General features: G+C 43.2%; 16 protein-coding genes. 12 read left to right on the forward strand and 4 right to left on the reverse strand.

Annotated elements, in window-relative coordinates:
* Positions 1-5 precede the first annotated feature (5 nt).
* Entirely contained in the window at positions 6-2945 is a 2940-nt protein-coding gene (gene fdhF / locus R2B77_RS02595; RefSeq protein WP_404830731.1) for a formate dehydrogenase subunit alpha, read from the reverse strand.
* A 182-nt stretch (positions 2946-3127) separates the two neighbouring features.
* Between fdhF and fdhD the strand changes: the two genes are divergently transcribed.
* From fdhD to R2B77_RS02635, 8 genes are all read left to right on the forward strand, one after another.
* Positions 3128-3925: a formate dehydrogenase accessory sulfurtransferase FdhD gene (fdhD, locus tag R2B77_RS02600; RefSeq protein ID WP_203245984.1), complete on the forward strand. Its 798-nt coding sequence runs from the start codon at positions 3128-3130 to the stop codon at positions 3923-3925.
* 500 nt (positions 3926-4425) lie between these two features.
* A complete protein-coding gene (gene addB / locus R2B77_RS02605) occupies positions 4426-7923 on the forward strand; it encodes a helicase-exonuclease AddAB subunit AddB (protein ID WP_203245985.1) in 3498 nt (1165 codons plus the stop codon).
* Positions 7901-11593, forward strand: coding sequence for a helicase-exonuclease AddAB subunit AddA (gene addA / locus R2B77_RS02610; RefSeq protein ID WP_212391130.1), 3693 nt, complete (start codon positions 7901-7903; stop codon positions 11591-11593). The genes addB and addA overlap by 23 nt, the downstream gene beginning before the upstream one ends.
* A gap of 2 nt (positions 11594-11595) precedes the next feature.
* A complete protein-coding gene (locus R2B77_RS02615) occupies positions 11596-12792 on the forward strand; it encodes a DUF418 domain-containing protein (protein ID WP_203245987.1) in 1197 nt (398 codons plus the stop codon).
* 46 nt (positions 12793-12838) lie between these two features.
* Positions 12839-13738 (forward strand): fumarylacetoacetate hydrolase family protein, encoded by a 900-nt coding sequence (locus R2B77_RS02620; RefSeq protein ID WP_203245988.1) that lies wholly within the window; start codon positions 12839-12841, stop codon positions 13736-13738.
* Positions 13739-14504: 766 nt separating this feature from the next.
* Complete coding sequence (locus tag R2B77_RS02625) at positions 14505-14888, forward strand: YisL family protein (RefSeq protein ID WP_322555630.1); 384 nt, start codon at positions 14505-14507, stop codon at positions 14886-14888.
* A gap of 19 nt (positions 14889-14907) precedes the next feature.
* Positions 14908-15036 carry a hypothetical protein gene (locus R2B77_RS02630; RefSeq protein ID WP_322555631.1) on the forward strand — a complete coding sequence of 43 codons (129 nt, stop codon included), beginning with the start codon at positions 14908-14910 and terminating at the stop codon, positions 15034-15036.
* Between the two features lie 159 nt (positions 15037-15195).
* A complete protein-coding gene (locus R2B77_RS02635; RefSeq protein ID WP_203245990.1) occupies positions 15196-16644 on the forward strand; it encodes an alpha-amylase family glycosyl hydrolase in 1449 nt (482 codons plus the stop codon).
* Between the two features lie 57 nt (positions 16645-16701).
* Here R2B77_RS02635 and R2B77_RS02640 read toward each other — a convergent pair whose 3' ends face one another.
* Positions 16702-17553, reverse strand: coding sequence for a DegV family protein (locus tag R2B77_RS02640; protein ID WP_203245991.1), 852 nt, complete (start codon positions 17551-17553; stop codon positions 16702-16704).
* Positions 17554-17580: 27 nt separating this feature from the next.
* Positions 17581-18390, reverse strand: a complete 810-nt coding sequence (locus R2B77_RS02645; protein WP_203245992.1) for a Cof-type HAD-IIB family hydrolase — start codon at positions 18388-18390, stop codon at positions 17581-17583.
* 145 nt (positions 18391-18535) lie between these two features.
* Between R2B77_RS02645 and R2B77_RS02650 the strand changes: the two genes are divergently transcribed.
* The 3 genes from R2B77_RS02650 (at position 18536) to R2B77_RS02660 (ending at position 21606) form a co-directional block, all read left to right on the forward strand.
* Positions 18536-19306, forward strand: coding sequence for a prolyl oligopeptidase family serine peptidase (locus R2B77_RS02650; RefSeq protein WP_203245993.1), 771 nt, complete (start codon positions 18536-18538; stop codon positions 19304-19306).
* Positions 19307-19396: 90 nt separating this feature from the next.
* A complete protein-coding gene (locus tag R2B77_RS02655) occupies positions 19397-19705 on the forward strand; it encodes a metal-sulfur cluster assembly factor (protein ID WP_203245994.1) in 309 nt (102 codons plus the stop codon).
* Positions 19706-19857: 152 nt separating this feature from the next.
* A complete protein-coding gene (locus R2B77_RS02660) occupies positions 19858-21606 on the forward strand; it encodes a methyl-accepting chemotaxis protein (protein WP_203245995.1) in 1749 nt (582 codons plus the stop codon).
* Between the two features lie 105 nt (positions 21607-21711).
* On the opposite strand, the gene R2B77_RS02665 is transcribed toward R2B77_RS02660, so the two are convergent.
* Complete coding sequence (locus tag R2B77_RS02665) at positions 21712-21897, reverse strand: YjzD family protein (RefSeq protein ID WP_203245996.1); 186 nt, start codon at positions 21895-21897, stop codon at positions 21712-21714.
* A gap of 186 nt (positions 21898-22083) precedes the next feature.
* On the opposite strand from R2B77_RS02665, the gene R2B77_RS02670 reads away from it, so the two are divergent.
* Positions 22084-23016, forward strand: a complete 933-nt coding sequence (locus tag R2B77_RS02670) for a beta-ketoacyl-ACP synthase III (RefSeq protein WP_203245997.1) — start codon at positions 22084-22086, stop codon at positions 23014-23016.
* Positions 23017-23019 lie beyond the last annotated feature (3 nt).

Genomic DNA, 23019 nt, shown 5'->3' on the forward strand with positions numbered 1-23019 from the left:
GCTAATCACCTTTCCTCCAAATAATCCGTTAAATGAACATAACCCGGCCGTGCCCATTTGCGCTCCACTTCAACACCGTTTTGTGGGTGACGCACTTTATTGCGTGGATTGGATGCAGGCAGAGGATTTTCTCCGTCTTTTCGAAGGACCTCCATTCGCACCATCGTTTGTTTATAGGCAGGTGTATTCGTGCGCTGATCCACTGCAGGCCCTGTTAGGAAATTAATAGCTGATTCTTTTTCCACTGAATTCATCGGTAAAAATAATTCATTCTCCTTGACCCGGTCTGTGACGAGAGCGGGTAGTTTTAACGCTCCATACGGTGAAACTAAACGGACGAGTGAGCCGCTTACTACGCCGCGCTCTTTAGCAAGTTCAGGTGATACCTCGACGAAAATTCCTGGAACCTTCTCTTGAATACCATCCGACTTATTCGTCAAATTGCCTTCATGAAAATGCTCTAGCAAGCGCCCGTTATTAATATGAAGATCGTATTCTATTGGAAATTCAACAGGCTCTACCCAGTCGGATAGTGCAAAGCGCGCTTTTTTATCTGGGAAATTAAAGCCATTCTCATACAGAAGAGGAGTGCTTGATCCATCTAAACTGCCCCATAAGAAACTATTCCAGCCTTCCATTACACTATAATCTGCTTGACTGAATAAAGGAGATAGGCTTGCCATTTCTGCAAAAATATCAGCAGGATGGCTAAAATTCCAGTTCTGCCCGAGCCGGCTCGCTACCTCTTGAATAATCCACCAGTCCGCTTTGGCATCGCCGAGCTCCGGGAGTGCTTTGTACAAGCGCTGTACACGTCTTTCGGTATTCGTAAAGGTGCCGTCTTTTTCAAGCGAAGGCACTGCTGGTAAAATGACGTCGGCGTATTGGGCGGTTCTTGAAAAGAAAACATCCTGCACAACAAGGAAATCGAGCTTCGCCAATATGTCATGCACGAAGTTGGAATTGGAATCGACAAGTGCCATATCCTCCCCAACAATGTACATGGCTTTCATGATGCCGTCATCTACAGAATGGAGCATTTGAATATTATCAAGCCCCGGCTTATCATCGATTGACACACCATATGCGCGTTCGAATTTTTGACGTGCCGCGTCATCAGTCACATGCTGATAGCCGGGCAGCCAGCCTGGTAAAGTGCCCATATCGCAGGCGCCCTGCACATTATTATGCCCGCGCAGTGGGTAGGCTCCTGCGCCAGGTCGTCGATAGTTGCCAGTTGCAAGCAGCAGGTTCGAAATGGCGGCGGATGTATCAGAGCCACCTGTATTTTGCGTTACCCCCATGCCCCATAGGATACAAGTGCCATCTGCATCGCGAATCAATTCAGCTGTTTTAATGAGCATATCTTTCGGTACGTTACAAATTCTCTCTGCATAATCGAGTGTGTATGTTGAAAGAACGTCTTTAAACTCTTCCAAGTAATGGACATTGTCATCAATGAAAGACTGATCATGCCAGCCTTGCTGAATGATATAGTTGGTCACAGCCATCAGCCACACCTGGTCCGTTCCTTGCTTCGGACTGATGAAAATATCGGAGCGCTCCGCCATTTCGTTTTTCCGCAAGTCAGCGACAATCAGTTTTTGACCATGCAATTTATGGGCGCGTTTGACACGCGTTGCGAGAACAGGATGACCTTCAGCTGGATTCGCACCAATAATAATGACAAGGCCAGCCTTGGCAATATCTTCAATCGTTCCGGCATCGCCGCCCATTCCGACAGTACGGAAAAGACCATCCGTTGCGGGAGACTGGCAGTAACGTGAACAGTTATCGACACTATTCGTTTCAAACACTTGGCGGGCAAGCTTTTGAATGACGTAGTTTTCCTCATTCGTAATCTTCGATGAAGAAATGATGCCGACAGCTTCCTTGCCATGCTCTTTTTTAATCGTTCCTAGTTTGAGCGCGACAAGGTCAAGCGCCTCCTCCCACGATGCCCCAACAAAGGAATCCCCTTTGCGAATAAGGGGCGTGGTGAGTCGTTTATCACTATTAATAAAATCCCAGCCAAATTTTCCTTTGATACAAGTGGAAATCGCATTGACGGGTGCATCGGAAACAGGTTGGATTTTTAAGATTTTACGGTCCTTTGTCCATACTTCAAATGAACAGCCAACCCCGCAAAATGTACAAACGGTTTTTGTTTTTTTCGTCCGTGTATCGCGCATCGCTGCTTCCGCATCTGAAATGGCCATAATGCCGCTGTATCCTGGCTCGACATCTTTGACGAGGTCAATCATCGGCGTTAGGATGTCTTCTTTTAGTCCGGTCACGAAGCCAGCTTCACCAAGCATTGATTTTTCCATTAGCGCATTACATGGACAAGCTGTTACACATTGGCCACAGCCGACGCAGGAGGAGTCGTTAATTTTTGCGCCGCCATCCCATAACACAATAGGACGATCTCGTTCCCAATCGATGGACAAGGTTTCATTGACCTGCAAGTTTTGGCATACCTCGACGCATTGGCCGCAAGCGATGCATTGGTTCGGATCGTAGCGATAAAATGGGTGGGTAAAATCAACCTCATTTGTCGAACACTTCGGCTCAAACGGATACTTTTGGTGCTCAACTTCCATCAAATCTACTGTATTATGTATTTTGCAGTTGCCATTGTTATTGTCGCAAACTGTACAATACAGCAGGTGATTTTCAAGAATGCGATCCATTGCCTCGGTCTGCGCTTCCTTGGCGCGTTTAGAAGAAAGCTGGACATCCATCCCAGCAACGGCTTTTGTAGAACAAGCCCGCATCAGTTGACCATTGACTTCGACAATACATGTATCACACGTCTCAATCGGGTCGACTTCTGGTAGATGACAAATTTGAGGATGGGAAAATTGATGGTGGTTGATGAGCTCAATTAGCGTTTGACCTTCTTCAAAGTTGAAATCTGTCCCATTGATTTTAATTACCAAAATGGCACCTCCTTTAATTAATAAAAAACCACTATGAAAAAAATACACCGACGTAATGCGTGCACTTTCATAGTGGGTTCGTTTTGAACAAGGTAGGATTATCTCTACTTTCTAGTATAATAGAAAGTAAATGAATCTACAATCTATTTTTTGATTATTGAAATAGTATAGAGGGGGAGAGGCGGATGGAATTGGAAAAGGGGCGGACGGTCGTTCATTATACGCAGGGGAAGTGCGTGAACAAGGAAGTCCGTGTTGTGACGGAGCATCCTGTGACCATTCATATAAACGGGCAGGAATTTGCCACTATCGTCTGCTCGCCGGAGTATATGGAGGATATGGTGGTTGGATTTTTGGCGTCGGAAGGTGTGATTCCAAAGTACGAATCGATTCAATCGATTCGTGTGCAGGAAGAGACAGGGATTGTGCATATTGAAACGGATAAGCTGTATCCTTTCTATGAAAAATTAATGAATAAGCGCTATATTACTTCTTGTTGTGGCATGAGTCGCCAAGGATTTGTTTTTGCCAACGATGCTTTGACGGCCAAAAAGATGACGGAAACACGTGTGACGTTGACGCCAGACGATTGTTTTTTCTTAATGGATCAGATGGACCAATCGGCAGAGATGTTCCGTCAAACGGGTGGTGTGCATAATGCAGCGCTCTGTGATTCCGGTGGTATTGTGCTGGCACGGATGGATATTGGCAGACATAATGCTTTAGATAAAATATATGGATATTGCTTGAAGCATCAAATTCCTGTCGGGGATAAAGTAATTGTATTCAGTGGGCGGATTTCTTCCGAGATTTTATTGAAAGTCGCTAAAATTGGTTGTGAAATGGTACTGTCCAAGTCAGCACCTACTGAGTTGGCGTTAACGTTGGCGGAAGAACTGGGCATTACAACCGTTGGCTTTATTCGTCAGCAGTCTTTCAATGTGTACACGCATCCAGAACGAATTATTTTTGATGGAAAATGAGTGCATAGATTTCCTGAAGAGCTGCATATAATAGGGATAGCAGGACATTATGAAAGCTCCTGTCAAGTAGTATGCGGGTGATGATTAGGCCCCGTGAAAAAAGTGATGGTCCTACCAGACTTTGGGTGCTGGGCGTTGGGGAGCAATTTAAAAACGTGATTCACTTGTCGGACTGCGGGTGCCGGATGTTGGGCAGCAAACCTAATCATTATAGGGAAAAAGAGGGCGAGTAATTATACTTCGCTCTTTTTTTCTGGGTAAATATTTGTCTTCGCGTGAGTGTCCAACTAAATGCGTAAAGTTTCCAACCAAACTTGAAAAGTGTGCAACCAATTCCTCGAAGTGTCCAACCAAACTCAAAAAGTGTGCAACAATCGTGCGCTCTATAAGCAACAAGAAAAGATTCCATCTCCAAATCAGTACCTCCCCCTCCAAACTTTCTGTACAATAGAAGTATAGATTTGAATACATACGTCATTACGAAAAAAGGAGGGACTTTCATGTCATTACGTTTTATAACAGGGCGATCAGGAGCAGGAAAAACAACGTTCATCAAACGAGAGATTGCCGCAGAACTTGAACGAAATCCGGTAGGGGCACCGATCATTGTCATTGTGCCTGACCAAATGTCGTTTGCGATGGAGCATAGCTTATCTGTCGATTTTGGTTTGCAAGGGATTATTCGTGCACAGGTGTTGACGTTTAAGCGGCTGGCATGGCGCGTGCTGCAGGAAACCGGTGGCATTACACGTAAGGAAGTGGATGGCTTCGGTTACCGGATGCTTGTACGCAGCGTATTGGAGGACAATCGGGACGAATTTAAATTGTTCCGGCAGGCGGCGGGTAAACGTGGATTTACGGAAATGATTGGGGATTTATTGAAGGAGTTTAGTCGTTATTGCTTGGATCATCAAATGATGGGTAATCTCTACGACGAACTTGTGGCCGCTAATGCACCGCGTACATTGCTCGACAAAGCGAGTGACCTGTCGCTACTGCTGACGAAGATTGAGGAAAAGCTAGGGACAAGTTTTGTGGACAGTGAAGGACATCTTGCTCTTTTAGCTGCGCAAATTAACCATTCGGAGTTGCTGCAAGGGGCTGATATTTACCTTGATGGCTTTGAAAACTTTACGACACGGGAATATGAAATTGTCGCCGAACTAATGAAGCATGCCAAGCGTGTCACGGTTGTGCTACCAATGGAAGGTGCGCATGCAGGCTTTGCAGACCATGAGCTATTTTTCAATCCAGTCAAAACTTCACTAAAATTACGTGAACTAGCGCGCGTTGAATCAGTAGACGTAGAAGAAGATGTTTATTTGGCGCGAACTCAACGTTTTCAAAACAGGGACCTACAGCATTTGGAAGCAGAGTTTGACCATTATCCAGCGCAAGAGAAAGAGTCGGAAGGTCATGTTGTGCTTATTGAAGCGGCAAATCGTCGTGCAGAAATTCATGCGGTGGCACGCCAGATAAGGTCACTTATGCTAGCGGGTAAACGGTATAAAGATCTTGCCATTTTGTATCGCCAGCCTGAAAAATATGATGAACTCATTGAAACTATTTTTCCACAGTATGATATCCCGGTATTCATTAGCCAGAAAAAGCCGATGCTGCACCATCCACTGATTGAGTTTTCACGTTCAATTTTGGAGGCGGTGACGTCGGGCTGGTCGTATGAATCGGTGTTTCGCGCGGTGAAAACAGATCTCTTTTTCCCGCATCGAGAAAATAAGCTACTCTGGCGTGATCGAGCGGATCGTCTTGAAAATTACGTTTTAGCGCATGGCATTTATGGCAAACGCTGGTTCGATGACAGCCGTTGGCGGGTGAAGAAGTACCGAGGATTGGAATTATATACCGATGTACAAACCGATGAAGAACGAGCGATGGAGAAGGAATTGCATATCATTCGCGATGAAATTCGTGAGCCACTTGCTGGTTTTGAAAAACGGTTGAAAGGTTCGAAAAGTGGGCGCGATGTAGCTGAAGCATTATTTTTACTGATGGAAAAGCTCCATGTCTTTGATAAAATTATCGATTTGCGTGCAGATGAGGAACGGGCGGGGCGATTGCTTGGTGCAACGGAGCATGAACAAGCGTGGAATGGCTGGATCAATGTGCTTGATCAGTTTGTGCTAATGTTTGGAGAAAAAGATATGCATCCAAAGGAAGCGATACGTATTTTGGATGAAGGCTTCGATTCACTTGAATTTGCGCGCATTCCGCCGTCCCTCGATCAAGTGACAGTATCAAATATCGAAGTGTCGAATTTGATGGAAATTGATGCTGTATTTGTTGTTGGTGTCAATGATGGTGTCTTACCAAAACGAGTGGACAATGAAGGGCTATTATCTGACGCGGACCGCGAGTGGTTTACGGATATCGGCTTTGAACTGGCACCGACTTCGAAAATGAAATTGATGGATGAAACATATATGGCGTATAGGGCGTTTACTGCGCCGCGCGAACAACTTTTTGTATCTTATCCGGTTGCCGATGAAGAGGGGAAATCCTTAATACCTTCCCTGTATAGTGCACGTATTCAGCAGCTTTTGCCTGGCACTCAAACAATCATGGCAGTGACCGAACCATCTGAATTACCGTTTGAAGCCGATCAATTCGATTATATTAGCCATCCACGCGCAGCGCTGCCCTATGTTTCGATGAAAGTAAAGGAAGCACAGCATACGGGAGTAATAGAGCGCGAATGGCGTGCGGTCCTGGCTTATTATGAAACCGATCCGTATTGGTCATCTGTCTTTAAACAAATTATTCGTCCTATGCATGACAATCATAAAACGGGCCGTTTGCGTCCAGAGTTGACGGCAGGCTTATACGGGGAGTCATTTGTCTCGAGTGTGTCCCGTATTGAGTCTTATTATAGTTGTCCGTTCCAGCATTATGCATCGTTTGGGCTCGGCTTGCGTGAACGGACGGAATTTACATTGGAGGCACCAGCTATCGGTGATTTATTCCACGCGGCGCTGAAGTGGGTGTCTGATGAGACGATGCGTCTCGGGAAATCATGGGCAGAGTTGACGCGGGAAGAGTGCTGGCAGCTAGCAAGGGCAGCAGTTGACGATATTTCACCGTATTTTTTCAATCGAATTTTATTGTCAACGAGTCGTTATGTTTATATTAAGCGTAAGCTCATGCATATTATTCAGCGCACGATTTATTCGTTGAGTACGCAAGCAAAAGTGACGGTATTTAAGCCTGTTGCAATTGAAGCAGCTTTTGGACCAGGCGAAGAATTACCTGCGCTTGAAATTCCATTACGTCGTGGCGATGCTATGAAGTTACGTGGGCGTATTGACCGAGTGGATGCCTCAGAAATTGGTGGTAAAAACTATGTCCGTGTCGTCGATTATAAATCATCAGCACGGGGTCTGGATTTGACGGAAGTATATTACGGCTTATCGCTACAAATGATGACCTATCTTGACGTGGCTCTTGAAAATGCCGATGAATGGCTCGGATTCCATGCAGATCCGGCAGGGGTATTGTATATGCATATCCATAACCCGATGATTCGTTCCGGTTCAGAATTAACACCTGCACTATTAGAAGCTGAAATTGCAAAATCGTATAAGATGAGAGGCTATTTACTAGATAATCAAGAAGTGGTTATCGGCATGGACGCAGATATTGGGCGTTCCTCTGCTATCGTACCCGCTTCTATTAAAACAGACGGCACTTTTGCGAAATCATCGAAGGTATTAGCTTCTGATGATTTGCAGATGATGCGCTCCTATGTGCGAACACGGCATCAAAAGGCGGGAGATGCCATGCTGGCAGGGGATACGCGCGTTTATCCATACAAATTAAGGGATAAGATGCCATGCCAATTTTGTTCGTATCGTGCCGTTTGCCAATTCGACCCAACTGATCCAACGCAGCCGCATCGTTCGTATGCGGAAATGGATACAGAATTGTCATTAGAGAAAATGCGTAAGGAGGTTGCCGATGATGCACATACCCGTGAAACCTGAGGGACTGACGTTTACGGATGCCCAGTGGAAAGCGATTTGGGCAAAAGGGAAGGATATTCTCGTTTCCGCTGCTGCTGGTTCGGGCAAAACGAAAGTATTGATCACCCGGATGATTGAAAAAGTATTGGATGAAAAAAATCCAATTGACGTTGATGAATTGCTTGTTGTGACGTTTACAAATGCATCTGCTGCGGAAATGCGTCATCGGATGGCGGAAGCGTTAGAGGAAGCGATTGCTGAAAAACCGGGGTCCGTTCATTTACGTAGGCAGTTGAATTTATTGAATAAAGCACAGATTTCTACTTTGCATTCATTTTGTTTAAATGTTGTGCGACAGTATGCTTATCTACTCGATATTGACCCTGGCTTTCGCATTGCGGATAGTACGGAAGCGGCATTATTGCGAGATGATACGATCGGTGATGTATTAGAGGATGCATATAGTACGGAAAATCCTGATGCAATGTATCGACTCGCGGATAGTTTTACATCTGATCGTAATGATCAGTCAATTGAGACGCTCATTGATCGGTTATATGACTATTCTCGTGTTCATCCATCACCAGAGCAATGGCTGCGCCTCATTCCACAGCAATATGAGCTTGAAGAAACGGTTACGATTGACGACTTGACCTTCATGGAGCCGCTAAAAATGGCGATTCGCCATTCACTAGAGGAAGCGGCGGCACTAACGGGGGATATGAAGCATATTGCGCTTATGGTAGATGGACCAGAACCACTCGCGGCTACAGCAGACGCAGATTTACTTTGGATAAATGAAGCGAATCGCCGTATAACAGCAGGCACTTGGCAGGAAACGTATGAATTTTTCGGCTCGCTGAAATGGGCGAAAGCAGGTACGATTCGGAAAGATTCATGTGATGAAGAGCTAGCTAAGCGAGCGAAAGCGCTGCGCGATGCGGTGAAGAAAATTATTAATACATTAAAAGAATCCTATTTCACAAGAACTCCGGACCGTCTACTTACTGAAATTCGCTTAATGGCCCCAACCATGCATACGCTCATTGAACTGGTCGTTGATTTTGGTAAACGCTATGAGCAGTTGAAAATTGATCGTGGGATTGTCGATTTCTCAGACTTGGAGCATTATGCACTGCGTATATTATCGCAAGAGCAGGACGGTAAGCTGGTAGCATCTGAAATCGCGGAGGATTATCGCAAGCGCTTTGAGGAAGTATTAGTCGATGAGTATCAGGATGTCAACTTGTTGCAGGAGACGATTATTCAACTTATCAAGCGCGGTGGCGAACACGATGGCAATTTGTTTATGGTAGGCGATGTTAAACAGTCTATTTACCGCTTTCGTCTAGCTGAGCCGATGTTATTTCTCGGGAAGTATAATCGGTTCACAGAGGGAGTTGGCGAGCAAGGCTTAAAAATCGACTTGAACGCCAATTTCCGTAGTCGTAAAGAAGTGCTGGATGCGACAAATTTTGTCTTTGCACAAGTGATGGGGGCACGAGTCGGGGAAATCGATTACGATGATGCAGCGGCGTTAAAGTATGGAGCGCAGTACCCTGAAAAGGCTGTAACAGCAGGCTTGACGCTACTGTATGAGGAAGAGGAAGAAGAACTGGAGGAATCACCAGAGCTACCAGAACAAAGTTTAAAAAGCTCACAGGCAGAAGCACGCTTTATGATTAAGAGAATTCAAGCTTTAATAGAGTCTGGTGCTGAAGTGGCGGATGCGTTTAGTGGTAAAAAACGTCCGATGGAATACCGAGATATCGTTATTTTAATGCGGTCGATGACGTGGTCAGGTGAAATTGCAGAGGAATTTAAGCTGGCAGGTATTCCGATCTATACTGAATTGTCGCGTGGTTATTTCGATGCCCTTGAAGTAATGATTATGCTGAATACATTGCGTATAATTGACAATCCGTATCAGGATATTCCGCTAGCTTCTGTTTTACGTTCCCCGTTTATTGGCATGACGGAAAATGAATTAGCACAGATCCGATTGGCTGGAAAAAACGAGCCGTTTTTTGAAGCATTGAAACGTTTTGTACGAACGGGCGGGGCAGGTATGGCGAGTGACACGCAGGAGAAATTGCAGCGCTTCTTCATACAGTTTGAGGATTGGCGTAATTTGGCGCGACGAGGCTCATTGTCGGAGTTAATTTGGAAAGTGTATGCCGATACGCATTATTACGAAATGGTTGGTGCGATGCCAAATGGTAAGCAACGCCAAGCTAATTTACGTGCTTTACATGATCGCGCTATTGATTATGAAAAAACATCATTCCGTGGATTATTCCGCTTCTTGCGTTTTATAGATCGGATGCAAAAACGGGGGGATGATTTGGGTGCCGCCCGTTCCATGAGTGACAAGGAAGATGTTGTGCGCATGATGACGATTCATTCATCAAAAGGATTAGAGTTCCCTTATGTATTTATCGCAGGGGCTGGACGAAAATTCAATAAGATGGATTTCAATGAACCGTATTTATTTGACCAGCATTTTGGGCTTGCGGTGAAAGCGATTGACCCGGATAATCGCATTACTTACACGTCCTTGCCATTCCTTGCGATGAAAGAACAGAAAGAGCTCGAAATGCGTTCTGAAGAAATGCGCGTGCTGTACGTTGCGATGACGCGTGCCAAAGAGCATCTTGAAATCATTGCCTCGGTCAAGGATATCGAGAAAACGATTGGAAAGTGGCAGGCTGCGCAGTTAATAGATCCACAGCTGATGCTGCCCGAATATACCCGGTCACGTGCCAATGGCTATTTGGATTGGATTGGTCCGTCGGTTGCGAGGCATGTATCGTTTGGGAAATTCGGCGGTATTCCAGGAGGTCAGCTGATGGTGGATCCTTCTGTTTGGCAAATTGACGCATTTCCGGTATCTTCATTACTGACGACGAGTGAGGAAATGACTGTGGAAGGCGAAGTAGGGATAATACCAGAAGAGGTCGATGTTGATCTATTGGCAGAAGTGAAACGACGATTTGATGTGAAATATCCATTTGACGCTTCTGTTTTGAAAAGGTCTAAGCAAACCGTGAGCGAGCTGAAGCGTTTAGCGATTCTTGAGCAGCAGCGGGAGGAAGATGTCGCTGTTGTGAAAAGTGACGAAGTGAGTACGGCTTATTTACATGATCGTCCAGCATTCATGCAATCAAGGGCATTATCCGCCGCAGAAATCGGTACGGCCATGCATACGGTTATGCAGCATATTGCTATCGGACAACAATGCACGGTTGGAGAGGTTGAGCAGTTGGTCACGGAATTGACGAATCTTCAGCTGCTGACTGCAGAGGAAGCGCAGATGGTTGATGTTTCATCTGTTGCAACTTTTTTTGAGTTACCGATTGCAAAAAGACTGCAAAATGCTAAGCAGGTGTTGCGTGAATTGCCATTTACGTATGCACAAAGCGATATAGATGGGGATTATCAAATTTTGCAGGGAATTGCGGATTGTTTATTCGAAGAACAAAATGGCTGGGTTTTGTTGGATTATAAAACAGATAAAGTTCTCGGGCGATTTAGTTCAGATGAGGATGTAGAGGTTGAAATGCAACACCGCTATGGCATTCAGTTGAATTTGTATAAAAAAGCAATTGAAGCGATTATGAAAATAGATATACAAGAAATGGTCCTTTATTTATTTGATGGACAGAGGACCATCACAATTCGGGAGGAATGAGTTTGAAGATAACACCAACAACGCTTACTAATCGAATCGAAGTGCTTGATTTACTGCGAGGATTCGCATTACTAGGTATATTTATAGCGAATATGATTCATTTTCAGTCTCCTTATTTGTATGTGGATCCATATACATGGTTTAGTAGTCCAAGTGACGCGGCAACATTTAAAGTGATTGATATTTTTGTAGAAGGCAGCTTTTATCCGATATTTGCAATGCTGTTCGGCTACGGGCTCAATATGCAATATGAAAAAACGTTGGCAAATAGGTCAGCCTTTGCACCAATGATGGCGCGACGGTTAGCTGTTTTACTAGGTATCGGTGTCATTCATGCATGGTTCGTTTGGTCGGGCGATGTATTGTTCACTTATGCGGCAATGGGCTTTATTATGATTGCATTTGTGAAAATATCTAAAAAGTGGATTTTGCCGATTGCAGCGCTTTTGTATATCATTCCAAATGCTTTCTTTTACGCTGCGACTCGCTTTTTAGAAGCAGTGAGTCCAAATTCAGTGTTGGCGGGTTATGTGGATATCCAGCAAATTGAATTGGCGATCAGTGCTTATGGTTTAGGTTCTTTCGGCGAGATTTTTAGCTTTCGCTTTTTCGAGTGGTTAACATTTGGCTTGTTAGGTGCACTGAGTGGGCTCGTGCTTATTTTACCACTCATTATGCTAGGTGCAGGACTATCCAAAAGACGAATTTTCGAGCGTGCTGGGGAAATGAAAGGACGCATTGCGATTATAACTGTCCTTGCATTAGCTGTAGGAATTTGGTTAAAAGCAGTACCGTTTATTGGAGAGCCAACGTTATCGGCTCAAATGCTGCAATCGGTGTTCGGTGGTCCCATCCTAGCTGCGGGTTATGTCGGATTGCTATTACTACTCAGCCAAATTTCATTGCTCCGCACGGTATTCCGACCGGTTTCTAAGGCAGGACGAATGTCGTTAACAACGTATATTATGCAGTCCATTGTCGCGACAACAATCTTTTATTCCTACGGCTTTGGCATGTATGGCAAAGTCGACTTGGAAACAGGTGTCTGGATCGCGGTTGGTATCTTCGTCATTCAGGTTATTATTGCTGAGATTTGGTTGATGAAGTTTAGAATGGGGCCGATTGAATGGGTATGGAGAAAAGCAACATACGGAAAAAAGTTGTCGAATAAAGAGGGAAAAGGTCATCGAATGTCGTAACAGTAGAGGATAAGGGAAAACACTTACTGAGGGGATGGGTTTACAGATGAAACTATTGTCGTTCCGTTATGAAGGTCAGACATTATTCGGTCCAAAAGTGAAAAGGGAAGATGCAGTATGGGATATGTTAGCGATAGCAGAAGCATATGGAGATACTGATTTTCCACAAACAATCACAGAAGGTATCGCAGACGGAATGGATTTTGTTGAACGCGTGAGAAAGCTTGCGGAACAAGCACGAGCAGATGCTGACTCTGGTCGTTTTAAATATGCATTTACAGCTATCGAGTGGTTGTCACCCCTTCCAAGAACACCGAAAAATGTCCTGTGCGTCGGCAAAAATTACGCAGACCATGTGGCAGAAATGGGCTCAGATGCACCACCTGAAAAGCTAATGATCTTTACAAAATCTCCAACTGCTATTGCGGCAGATGAACAAGAGTTACCGATCCATGACGATGTTACAAATAGCTTAGATTATGAAGGTGAGCTGGCAGTTGTCATTGGTAAAAAGGGACGTCATATTCCGAAACAATTAGCTTATGATTACGTTTTCGGTTACACAATCGCTAACGATGTGACAGCACGTGATGTCCAAGCAGCCCATGGCCAATTTTTCCTTGGAAAAAGCTTAGATGGCTCTTGTCCAATGGGTCCATATATCGTCACGAAAAACGAAATTCCAAATGCACAAAATTTGTCGATTGTTACGAAAGTCAATGACGAAGTTAGACAAAATGGCAACACTGCCTCTATGATTTTTAAAATTGACGAACTAATCGCGGAAATTTCACGCTATGTAGCGCTTGAACCAGGGGATATCATTTTAACAGGTACTCCATCAGGTGTTGGTAAAGGGATGACACCACCAACATTCTTGAAAAAAGGCGACACGGTGAAAATTTCAATTGAAGGTATTGGTACGTTGGTCAATCGTTTTAATTAAGCTCGGTGCCAGGTGCAGCCGCAATATGAAGAGCATGAATGATGTCTATACCAGGCATCATTTATGCTCTTTTTTTAGGTGTCTATCTGAATGTCGACTATCAAAAAGTTTATTCGAAAATATGTGAGGTCAGTGTACAGCACACTAATTGGTAGCTATTCACTACCGATTAGCGTGCTTTTTTGTAGTAAGGTAGCAGCATGAACCAATAATGCGTAAAATTTAATTTTGAGGGGTGTTCAATTTCGTTAGAAAGTCCTTTGTAAAGGGGTTTAAAGCCTATTCACCTATAATTCACATCGCTTAAATTACACATTTAAGTGCCGAAAAGGTGGTAAATTTAACTTGAATCAGCAAATTCTTTTGTACTGAAAGCGAAGCGTCAGCTACAGAAGTCCCCCATTTCTATAGGGGAGGAATTTAGTTCCATTTCCCTTTAGTGCTGGGGTGAATGCCAGAAAAGTACTTCAAACAGGGGGAGTTCAAACTCCCAACGCAATTACGCCGTGGCGTAATTGTTGAGAAGCGGTGCAGGCGTAGTCACCCTTCGCATGGTGGTTACTCCTGCACCGCGTCTCATCAATTACGCCGCGGCGTAATTGATGAGAAGCGGTGCAGGAGTAGTCACCATTCGAATGGTGGTTACTCCTGCACCGCTTATGCTTTTTTTGAATGCCCGGGTACCGGGTTCTCAACCTTGTAACTAAATTTCTACCCAGTAGAATTATAATATGGTACGATTAGTAAAGTAGAATAAAAAAATGAGGTGGCTAATTTGGATTTTTTAGCGAGTACAACCCATTTTCATATCCTTACATGGGTTGCAGGAATTATTATTTTCATTGTAACAGCAGGCTTGGAAAAGGGAACAAAAGGTAAGAAAATTGGACATATGATTGCACGCTTGTTTTACGTCTTAATTCTATTTTCAGGTTTTATGTTGTTTATGGAGTACTCTAGTATCGATGCAGCTCTTTACGGCGTTAAGTTCTTACTTGGACTTCTCACAATCGGTATGATGGAAATGGTTCTTGTCCGTTCTGCAAAAGAAAAAAGCGTCAAAGTTTTTTGGATTCTGTTTTTCGTTTTCATGTTAGCAACACTATTCCTTGGATTTGGAATAGGCATTGGGGTTAGTTTCTTATCGTAATAAATAAGGAGGTATGGGGATGGAAACAAGTATCGGACCAATTTTACTTATAGTTGTGTTGATGCTGATGGCACTCTTTGCAATCTCCGTCTTCGTTCTTTCGAGAAGAAATACGCCCATTCAAGATGACGATATGTATGATGAATGAAAAACCTGCTGGCCAATCGTGCCAGTAGGTTTTTCATTTATTCACAATATAGACCTATTTCAAGGGTTAGATTTTCAATTTTAAATTGAAATCATGGTAGTCCTGTGTTTGGTTTGGTAAAGTGAAACGAGAAGGACTTTTTTTGAGGAGGATTTTTTGGTGAGAGTGAAGAAATGGTTTGGACTAGTTGCAACTTCGCTGCTTCTTGTATCTACCCTCTATCCAGCGGGAGTTTTCGCAGAGGAAGATCGAACAATAGATGACGAAAGTATATATGATTTACTCGTTGACCGTTTTAATAATGGGGATGGGCGCAATGATTTTGACGTCAATACGCAAGATCTCAATGCTTTCAATGGTGGAGATTTCACTGGAATTAGCACAAGATTGGAGCATATTGCGGGAATGGGCTTTACAATGATTTCACTAGGCCCGATATTTGCAACGGAATCCTATGATGGAAGTAAAGTGCTCGATTATACAAAGCTCGAGCCGCATTTTGGAACGGAACCTGAATTTAATGACATGATGAATGCTATTCATAAAAGAGAAATCGCTGTTATTGCAGATTTTCCATTTGCGGGCGTTAGCGCTAACCATGTGTGGGCAAAAGAAGGTAAATTTCAAGCGATTCCAGCATCAGATGGAGCAATCGACTGGGATCATTCGAATAAAGCCGTACAACAAGCGCTGAAGGAAGCAGTCGTTAATTTTGTAGAAACGTATAAATTAGATGGTATCCGTTTAACAAAAATCACAAAATACGACACTGCTTTCGTCAATGAAGTCATTGCAGCTGTTAAGGCAGTCAATCCAAAAGCCTATGTATTAACGAATGAAGAAAGTGCTGCAAACTTTGACGCTATGCCAAGTATGGACAAGATGAATGCGTTAAGAAAATCGTTTGTCGTAACGGATGCAGATGTTTCACCTTTATCTTTATTTGCTAATGGAACTGGTAATGGCTTGGTCCAATTCGATGATTTAACGGGACCACGTTACACATATGATATTGTAGAGGCAAGAATGTTCCCTCCGACAAGATGGAAACTGGCGGCCGTAGCGCTGTTTAGTATGCCGGGGACACCTATTATGCCTTATGGAACTGAAATTGCAGTGAATGGTAAGGCGGCTCCAGAAAATCATCAGCTTATGAATTATAAGATTGAACAGGAGTTAATGGAGTATATCGCTGATCTGAATACATTACGTAACCAATCCGAAACGTTCCGAAAGGGAGATTTCGAAATCTTACACAATGAAGATGGCTTTTCAGTTTTTAAACGTTCATCTGATAAAGAAACATGGATTATCGCTATCAATAATACAACGCATACGTCTGATTTTGCCATTCCTAAAGAAATCATTGGAGACAATAAGAAACTACGTGGTGTGTTGGATGGCGATTTAGTGCGAGAAGCTAAAGATGGTGTGTTCCGCGTCGTGCTTGATCGTGAAGTTGCTGAAATTTATATTGCGGATGAGGATAAAGGGTTTAATATACCTTACCTAATCGCATCGATTTTAATTTATGTATTTTTCTTAGGGTTCCTCTTTACCGTTTGGAAAAAAGGGAAGCAAGGTAGAAAAAATAATACAGAGGTATAATATAGAAAACTCCAAGAACGGCAAATTTGCCATTCTTGGAGTTTTTCATTTACTGTTTCACTTTAATTTATTCAAGAAAAAGATAGAGACTGTACCAGAGCCAGTATGGGCACCAATTGTAGAGCCAATCATATGCACTTCAATTTTTTTGGGACGGAATAATTCATCCACTAAACCTTGCAGCTCAAGGGCAATATTTTCATCATCGGCATGGCTAATAGCGATTGTCTGCTCAGATAGATGATCGCCGCGTTCTGCCATTAGCTCCGTCATACGGCGTAGTACTTTCTTACGTCCACGATGTTTTTCAATTGGTACGAGTTTACCAGCTTCGACATGAAGAAGTGGTTTAATATTTAATAATCCGCCGATGAACGCACTTGCTTTCGACACACGTCCACCACGTGCCATATAATCCAAATCTTCTACTGTGAACAAATGCTCCATATGCTCGGCCATAAAACGAACTCTATCTTCAATCGCCTGCAAATTTTCTCCAGCATCACGCAACCGAACGGCTTCTTGTACGAGCAAACCATAACCAAGTGAGGCGCATTTCGAGTCGATGATGACTAGATTCATCGCTGGATTTGTTTCTTGCACTTGATTACGAATCATGACAGCTGTATCATGCGTACCCGATAATTCAGAAGAAAAGGCGATGTACATGCCTTCTTCTCCAGACGCTGCAAGCTCCTCCCACCTTTTCAAAAATAGTTCAGGAGAAACTTGTGATGTTTTTGGATGCTTGCCTTCTCGAATGGCATCGTATACTTCTTTAGGATGAATACCTAAAACATCTTCATATTCATTATCATCAATGAGGACATGCAATGGAAAAAGCGTGACATCGTTTTCTTCGAAAAATGATTTTGGTAAATCACAAGCGCTATCAGCAAAAATTCTCATAAAAATCCCTCCAATGGAAACTTGTTGTTAGTTCAAGTGTAACCTCTCACTAAGCACCTGCGCAATACCATCTTCGTTATTGGTAGCTGTTACCTCATCGGCAATCGACTTTAAACGATCTATTGCGTTGCCCATTGCGACACCAACACCTGCATAATCAATCATTTCAAGATCATTATCTTCGTCACCAAATGCAATAATGCGTTCTTGTGGAATATCCATCCATTTAGCAACATGTGAAATACCGACTGCTTTATGTAAGCCATGTCGAATCACTTCAATGACATGCCAAGGGGCGCCCCAACGTCGATGATCAATCACTTCGGCATGTACTTCGCCAAGGTGGCGGCGAATGGCATCGACGGATTGTTCCTCCGCTTGAATGAGTAAGCTCGTTGGATCCACCTGTAAATGATTGCGGATATCCCCCTCTGTAATCTGTGGATTTCCAAAGTTGAAAATATCGAGTAGCTTTTCATCATGGTAATGCATGTAGACATCATCCATCACTTCTGCCACGATATTTTGAACAGGAAATTGCTGTAGGGCATCTACAACTTCATTGACGACGGGCAAGGAAATTGTTTCATGAATCGTTTTCCAAGATGGATTGTCAGGATGGTGGACGAACGCCCCATTGAAATTAACAATCGGTGTTTGAAGACCAAGCTGGCGGTAATACACTTCACTTGCACGATACGGCCGACCTGTTGCAATCATGACATGGTGACCATGTTCTTCCGCTTTTTTTAGTGTGCGTGCAGTTTTATCGGATATCACTTTCTCGTCTGTTAGCAATGTCCCATCGAGATCAAGGACAATTAGATGTGGTTTCAACAAAACGCCTCCTTCTATATAAAATAGTCTATCGTTAGTTAAGGTTCTAAGTCAAAAAATTCTGTTGAATAAAAACAACCTTTTTGTTTTTTTAGAAAAACTTTGATACGCTTAATAGACTAAATTGAAGTAGGGTGGGTTGCTTGTGTTTGTTCGTGAAGAAAAATGGGGTCATATCCCTTTATTGCATATAGTTGAGGAAGGGCTGCAAGACAAGCAGGTGCCTATTGTCATTTTCCTGCACGGTTTTACGAGTGCGAAAGAGCATAATTTGCATTATGCACATAATATCGCAAAAAAAGGTTTTCGTGTCTTGCTACCAGATGCGCATCTACATGGTGTCCGAGATGAAAGCTTAGATGAGGTCCAACAAAGCCTACGTTTTTGGGAAATTGTTTTGACTTCGATTGAGGAAGTAGGTTTCCTTCGAGAGGAGCTTATGAGACGTAAACTTATCGGAACGGAGAAAATTGGATTAGGTGGTACGTCGATGGGAGGCATTACAACACTTGGTTGTCTGACGGTGTATGACTGGGTTGACGTAGCTTCCGTTATGATGGGGGCACCTAATTTTGTGGAACTATCGACAGCGCAAATGGCTCAATTTGAACGTGGTGGCTTTAAGCTACCAATCACAGATGAGGAAAAGCAAGGATTACTGGATACCTTATCAACATTTGATTTGGCAATACATTCTTCCGCATTGAACAATCGCCCTGTTTATTTTTGGCATGGCAAACAGGATACAGTGGTGCCTTATGAACCAACACGAAAGTTTTATGAGGCTGTGAAAAAAGACTATACAGCGAATCCAGAACGTTTTGTGTTTGTATCGGACGACACGGCGGGGCATGCAGTATCGAGAAAGGGTATGCTTCAAGCAACAGAATGGTTTGCTTCCTATTTGAAAGGTTGAAGCGAACTCTGTTATGATGAAGGTATTAACTTGATGTAGCAGGAAATCTAAATTTCTTGCGTAATTGATTAAACGGAAAGAGGGATAAAGATGGATGAGGCGATGAAAGAGAGCATGATGGGTGCTTTAGAAAACGTCATTGACCCAGAATTAGGTGTAGATATCGTAAACCTAGGTCTCGTTTATGATGTTGAGTTGGACGAGGAAGGTACGTCAAAAGTAACGATGACACTGACGTCTTTAGGCTGTCCAATGGGACCGCAAATCGTTGCGAATATTAAACAAGAACTGATGGAGCTTCCAGAAGTGAAAGATGTGGATGTCAATGTCATTTGGAATCCACCGTGGTCAAGAGATATGATGTCACGCTACGCGAAAATGGCGTTAGGTGTTCGATAAGTAAATAGTAAGATTTAAGCTGTATGACTGATTTTAGGTCGTACAGCTTTTTTATATTCATAAATAAAATTAGAATACTTGACTGGGAGTAAACTATTTTTTTGAGGGTATAACAATAGAAACAACTATTCTATGAACAGGGGTGTAAAATGATGAGAGGAAAGTCCTCACTAAGCCGGCAAATTACTCTCTACATAGCAGGGGCGATGATTGCTGTATTAATTGCGGTCGGAGTAATCTTATATTTAAATACATCTAAAACAGTTACCAAGTCGATCAGTTTACAGGGAGTCAGCACAGCGCAACATATTGCGTCGTTGCTTGATGCAAAAGAGTATGAACAAGTGGCGAGTACGATGACTGAATCTGAATTATATTGGAAACTTCGTGCCGAATTATTGGATCTACAGATAAAAAGTGGAGTACTATTTCTTTATACAATGACAGTCCCAGCATCTTCGGAGGAACCGATACAATTTTTAATTGATGCTGCGGCCCCTGAAGCAACGGACGCGATTGGCATTGGAGAATCACATGAATTCACGACGTACAAAACCGTTGAAGGGGCAGTACAAGGCGAAGGTAACGCAGCGGATATTATCGACGACCCCGATTATGGAAGTTATCTTTCTGCATTCGCTCCAGTCTATAACGATCAGGGGGAAAAGATTGCGATTGTCGGTGTAGACATTGCGGCCGATTCAGTAGGTACGGTTCGTTCTGAAATATTAAAAGCAAACTTGCCGATTTATATTGGTATTATTTTGGTGATTGTTGCAATTGCCATGTTCATCATGCATCGATTTGTCGGACGTGCGCTTTATCCGTTAAATGGAATGGAGCAAGCTGCATTGGAGTTTGCAGAAGGTAATTTGACACAAGCCGAACAGTCGTTAAGGGCTGTCCAAACGATGGGGAAAAATGAAATCACTTCATTTAAAGAATCTTTCACGCGGTCGGTGCTTCAAATGAAACAGATGATGACTAACATGAACAAAACTGCATTCTCGCTTATTGAAGTGAATGGCGAATTGACACAAGTTGTCAATAATGTCCGAGGGTCAACTAGTGAAATTACGAACAGTATTTCCCAAATTGCATTGACTAGCGAGGTGCAAGAAACGAATAATCGTGAGGTGCTAACAGCTGTGGAGGAAATGGCAGTTGGGATACATCGGATTGCACAGTCATCCTCCAGTGTGGCAGAGGCTTCGGACATAATGGAAAACCTTGTTGCATCCAGTGTTACAGATGCACAGCATGTTGTCGGTCAAATTCAGGAAGTAGGGCACTCCGTCCAAAAATCAGAATCGATTATGCATGATCTAGGATCCAACTTTAATTCTATAGAAGAAATGGTTGGTATCATTACAAGCATTGCGGAACAAACAAATCTTCTTGCATTTAATGCAGCAATCGAAGCAGCTCGTGCGGGAGAGGCAGGCAAAGGTTTTGCAGTTGTTGCAGGTGAGGTTCGAAAACTCGCGGAAATGTCACGTCATTCTGCCGAGCAAATTCGAGATGAAATTACTTCATTCCAATCATTGAGCTCTAATGCAATTGCGATGATGGGAACAAGCTCTACAGGTATGGTGGAAGGATTAAAAGCAGTGACAAAAATTGGCAATGATTTAACAACAGTGTTAGATGCTGTGCAGAATGTTAATAATGAAATTCAAGATGTATCGGCCGTGACGGAAGAAATGTCTGCCGGTTCCGAAGAAGTACTCGCTTCAATGGAGGAAGTCATGTCCCTTGCATCGGAAAATGCAGGTCGAACGCAAGCCGTCGCAGCTGCCTCCGATATACAAAATGAATCGATTGAGTCGCTTGTTCATACAATTGAAATGCTGAACAGTTCATCAGCCAATCTTCAAGAAGCGCTTGAAAAGTTCAAGTGAAATAAATCAAACTGAATCGAATTGCTGTTATAGATTCATCCACGAATTCTGCCGAATCAAATAAAAAACCATCTCCGCTTATTGGGAGATGGTTTTTATTGTTGATTAATGGTCTGCAACTTCGCCTTCTGGCAAAGCTTCACCAATGAAGATGACTAATAGCGCGGCAATAACCGCAACGATTAAACCACCTGTAAAATCGAACACAGGAATATTCGCAATTGACCCAGCTACGTAGTTTAACATTGAAACTAAAGCGATTGACCAAAAGAATGTCATGATATATCTCATTGAATTCACCTCTACAATAGTATTTCATCCTTCATCATATCATAGCAAACCGATTGTAGAAACAAATATCCGTGTAAATAGTCACTTTATTTGGCTAAAAAGTGTCGGTGGGTTGTAAAATGAGCGCATTTCTTTTATGATTGATACCAGGTACTAATAATAGATGATAAGAACGGAGATGTTGGCATGAATGCGGGGCTAATAGGCATCGGTAAATTCGTACCGCCACATATTGTGACGAATGCGGATCTTGAAAAGCGTATGGATACGTCGGATGAATGGATTCGGACAATGACGGGTATAGAAGAGCGACATATTGCGGATGATTCAACTGATACATCTGATATGGCATACAATGCAGCACTAGATGCGATTCAAAGTGCAGGTATTAAACCAGAGGAAATCGGTTTAATACTTGTTGCGACAGTTACACCAGATCGACCATTTCCATCTGTGTCGACGATGATACAAGAACGTTTAGGAGCAAAGAATGCCGCGGCAATGGATATTTCTGCAGCGTGTGCGGGCTTTATGTATGGTGTTGTGACGGCGAAGCAGTTTGTCGAGTCGGGTGTCTATGATTATGTACTTGTCGTAGGCGTTGAGAAATTATCGAAAATTACGGACTGGGAAGATCGTAATACAGCTGTTTTGTTTGGTGATGGTGCTGGAGCTGCAATCGTCGGTAAGGTAAGCGAAGGTCGAGGGATCCTGTCATTTGAACTTGGCGCGGATGGCAGTGGCGGTAAACATCTGTACCAAGATAAGTATTTGCATATGAATGGTCGAGAAGTGTTTAAATTCGCTGTTCGCCAAATGGGTGAATCGGCTGTTAACGTTATTGAAAAAGCAGGACTGGCGAAGGAAGATGTCGATTTCTTAATTCCTCATCAGGCAAATATTCGTATTATGGAAGCTTCACGTGAACGACTTGGTTTGCCGGTCGAAAAAATGTCGAAAACGGTTCATAAATATGGCAATACTTCGGCAGCGTCGATTCCAATTTCGCTTGTCGATGATCTTGCTGATGGTAAAGTGAAAGATGATGATATACTTGTTCTTGTTGGATTCGGTGGCGGACTTACATGGGGTGCTCTGTGCATTAAATGGGGAAGATAATAA

The sequence above is a fragment of the Sporosarcina beigongshangi genome (assembly GCF_033485195.1).
GTDB classification, from domain to species: Bacteria; Bacillota; Bacilli; order Bacillales_A; family Planococcaceae; genus Sporosarcina; species Sporosarcina beigongshangi.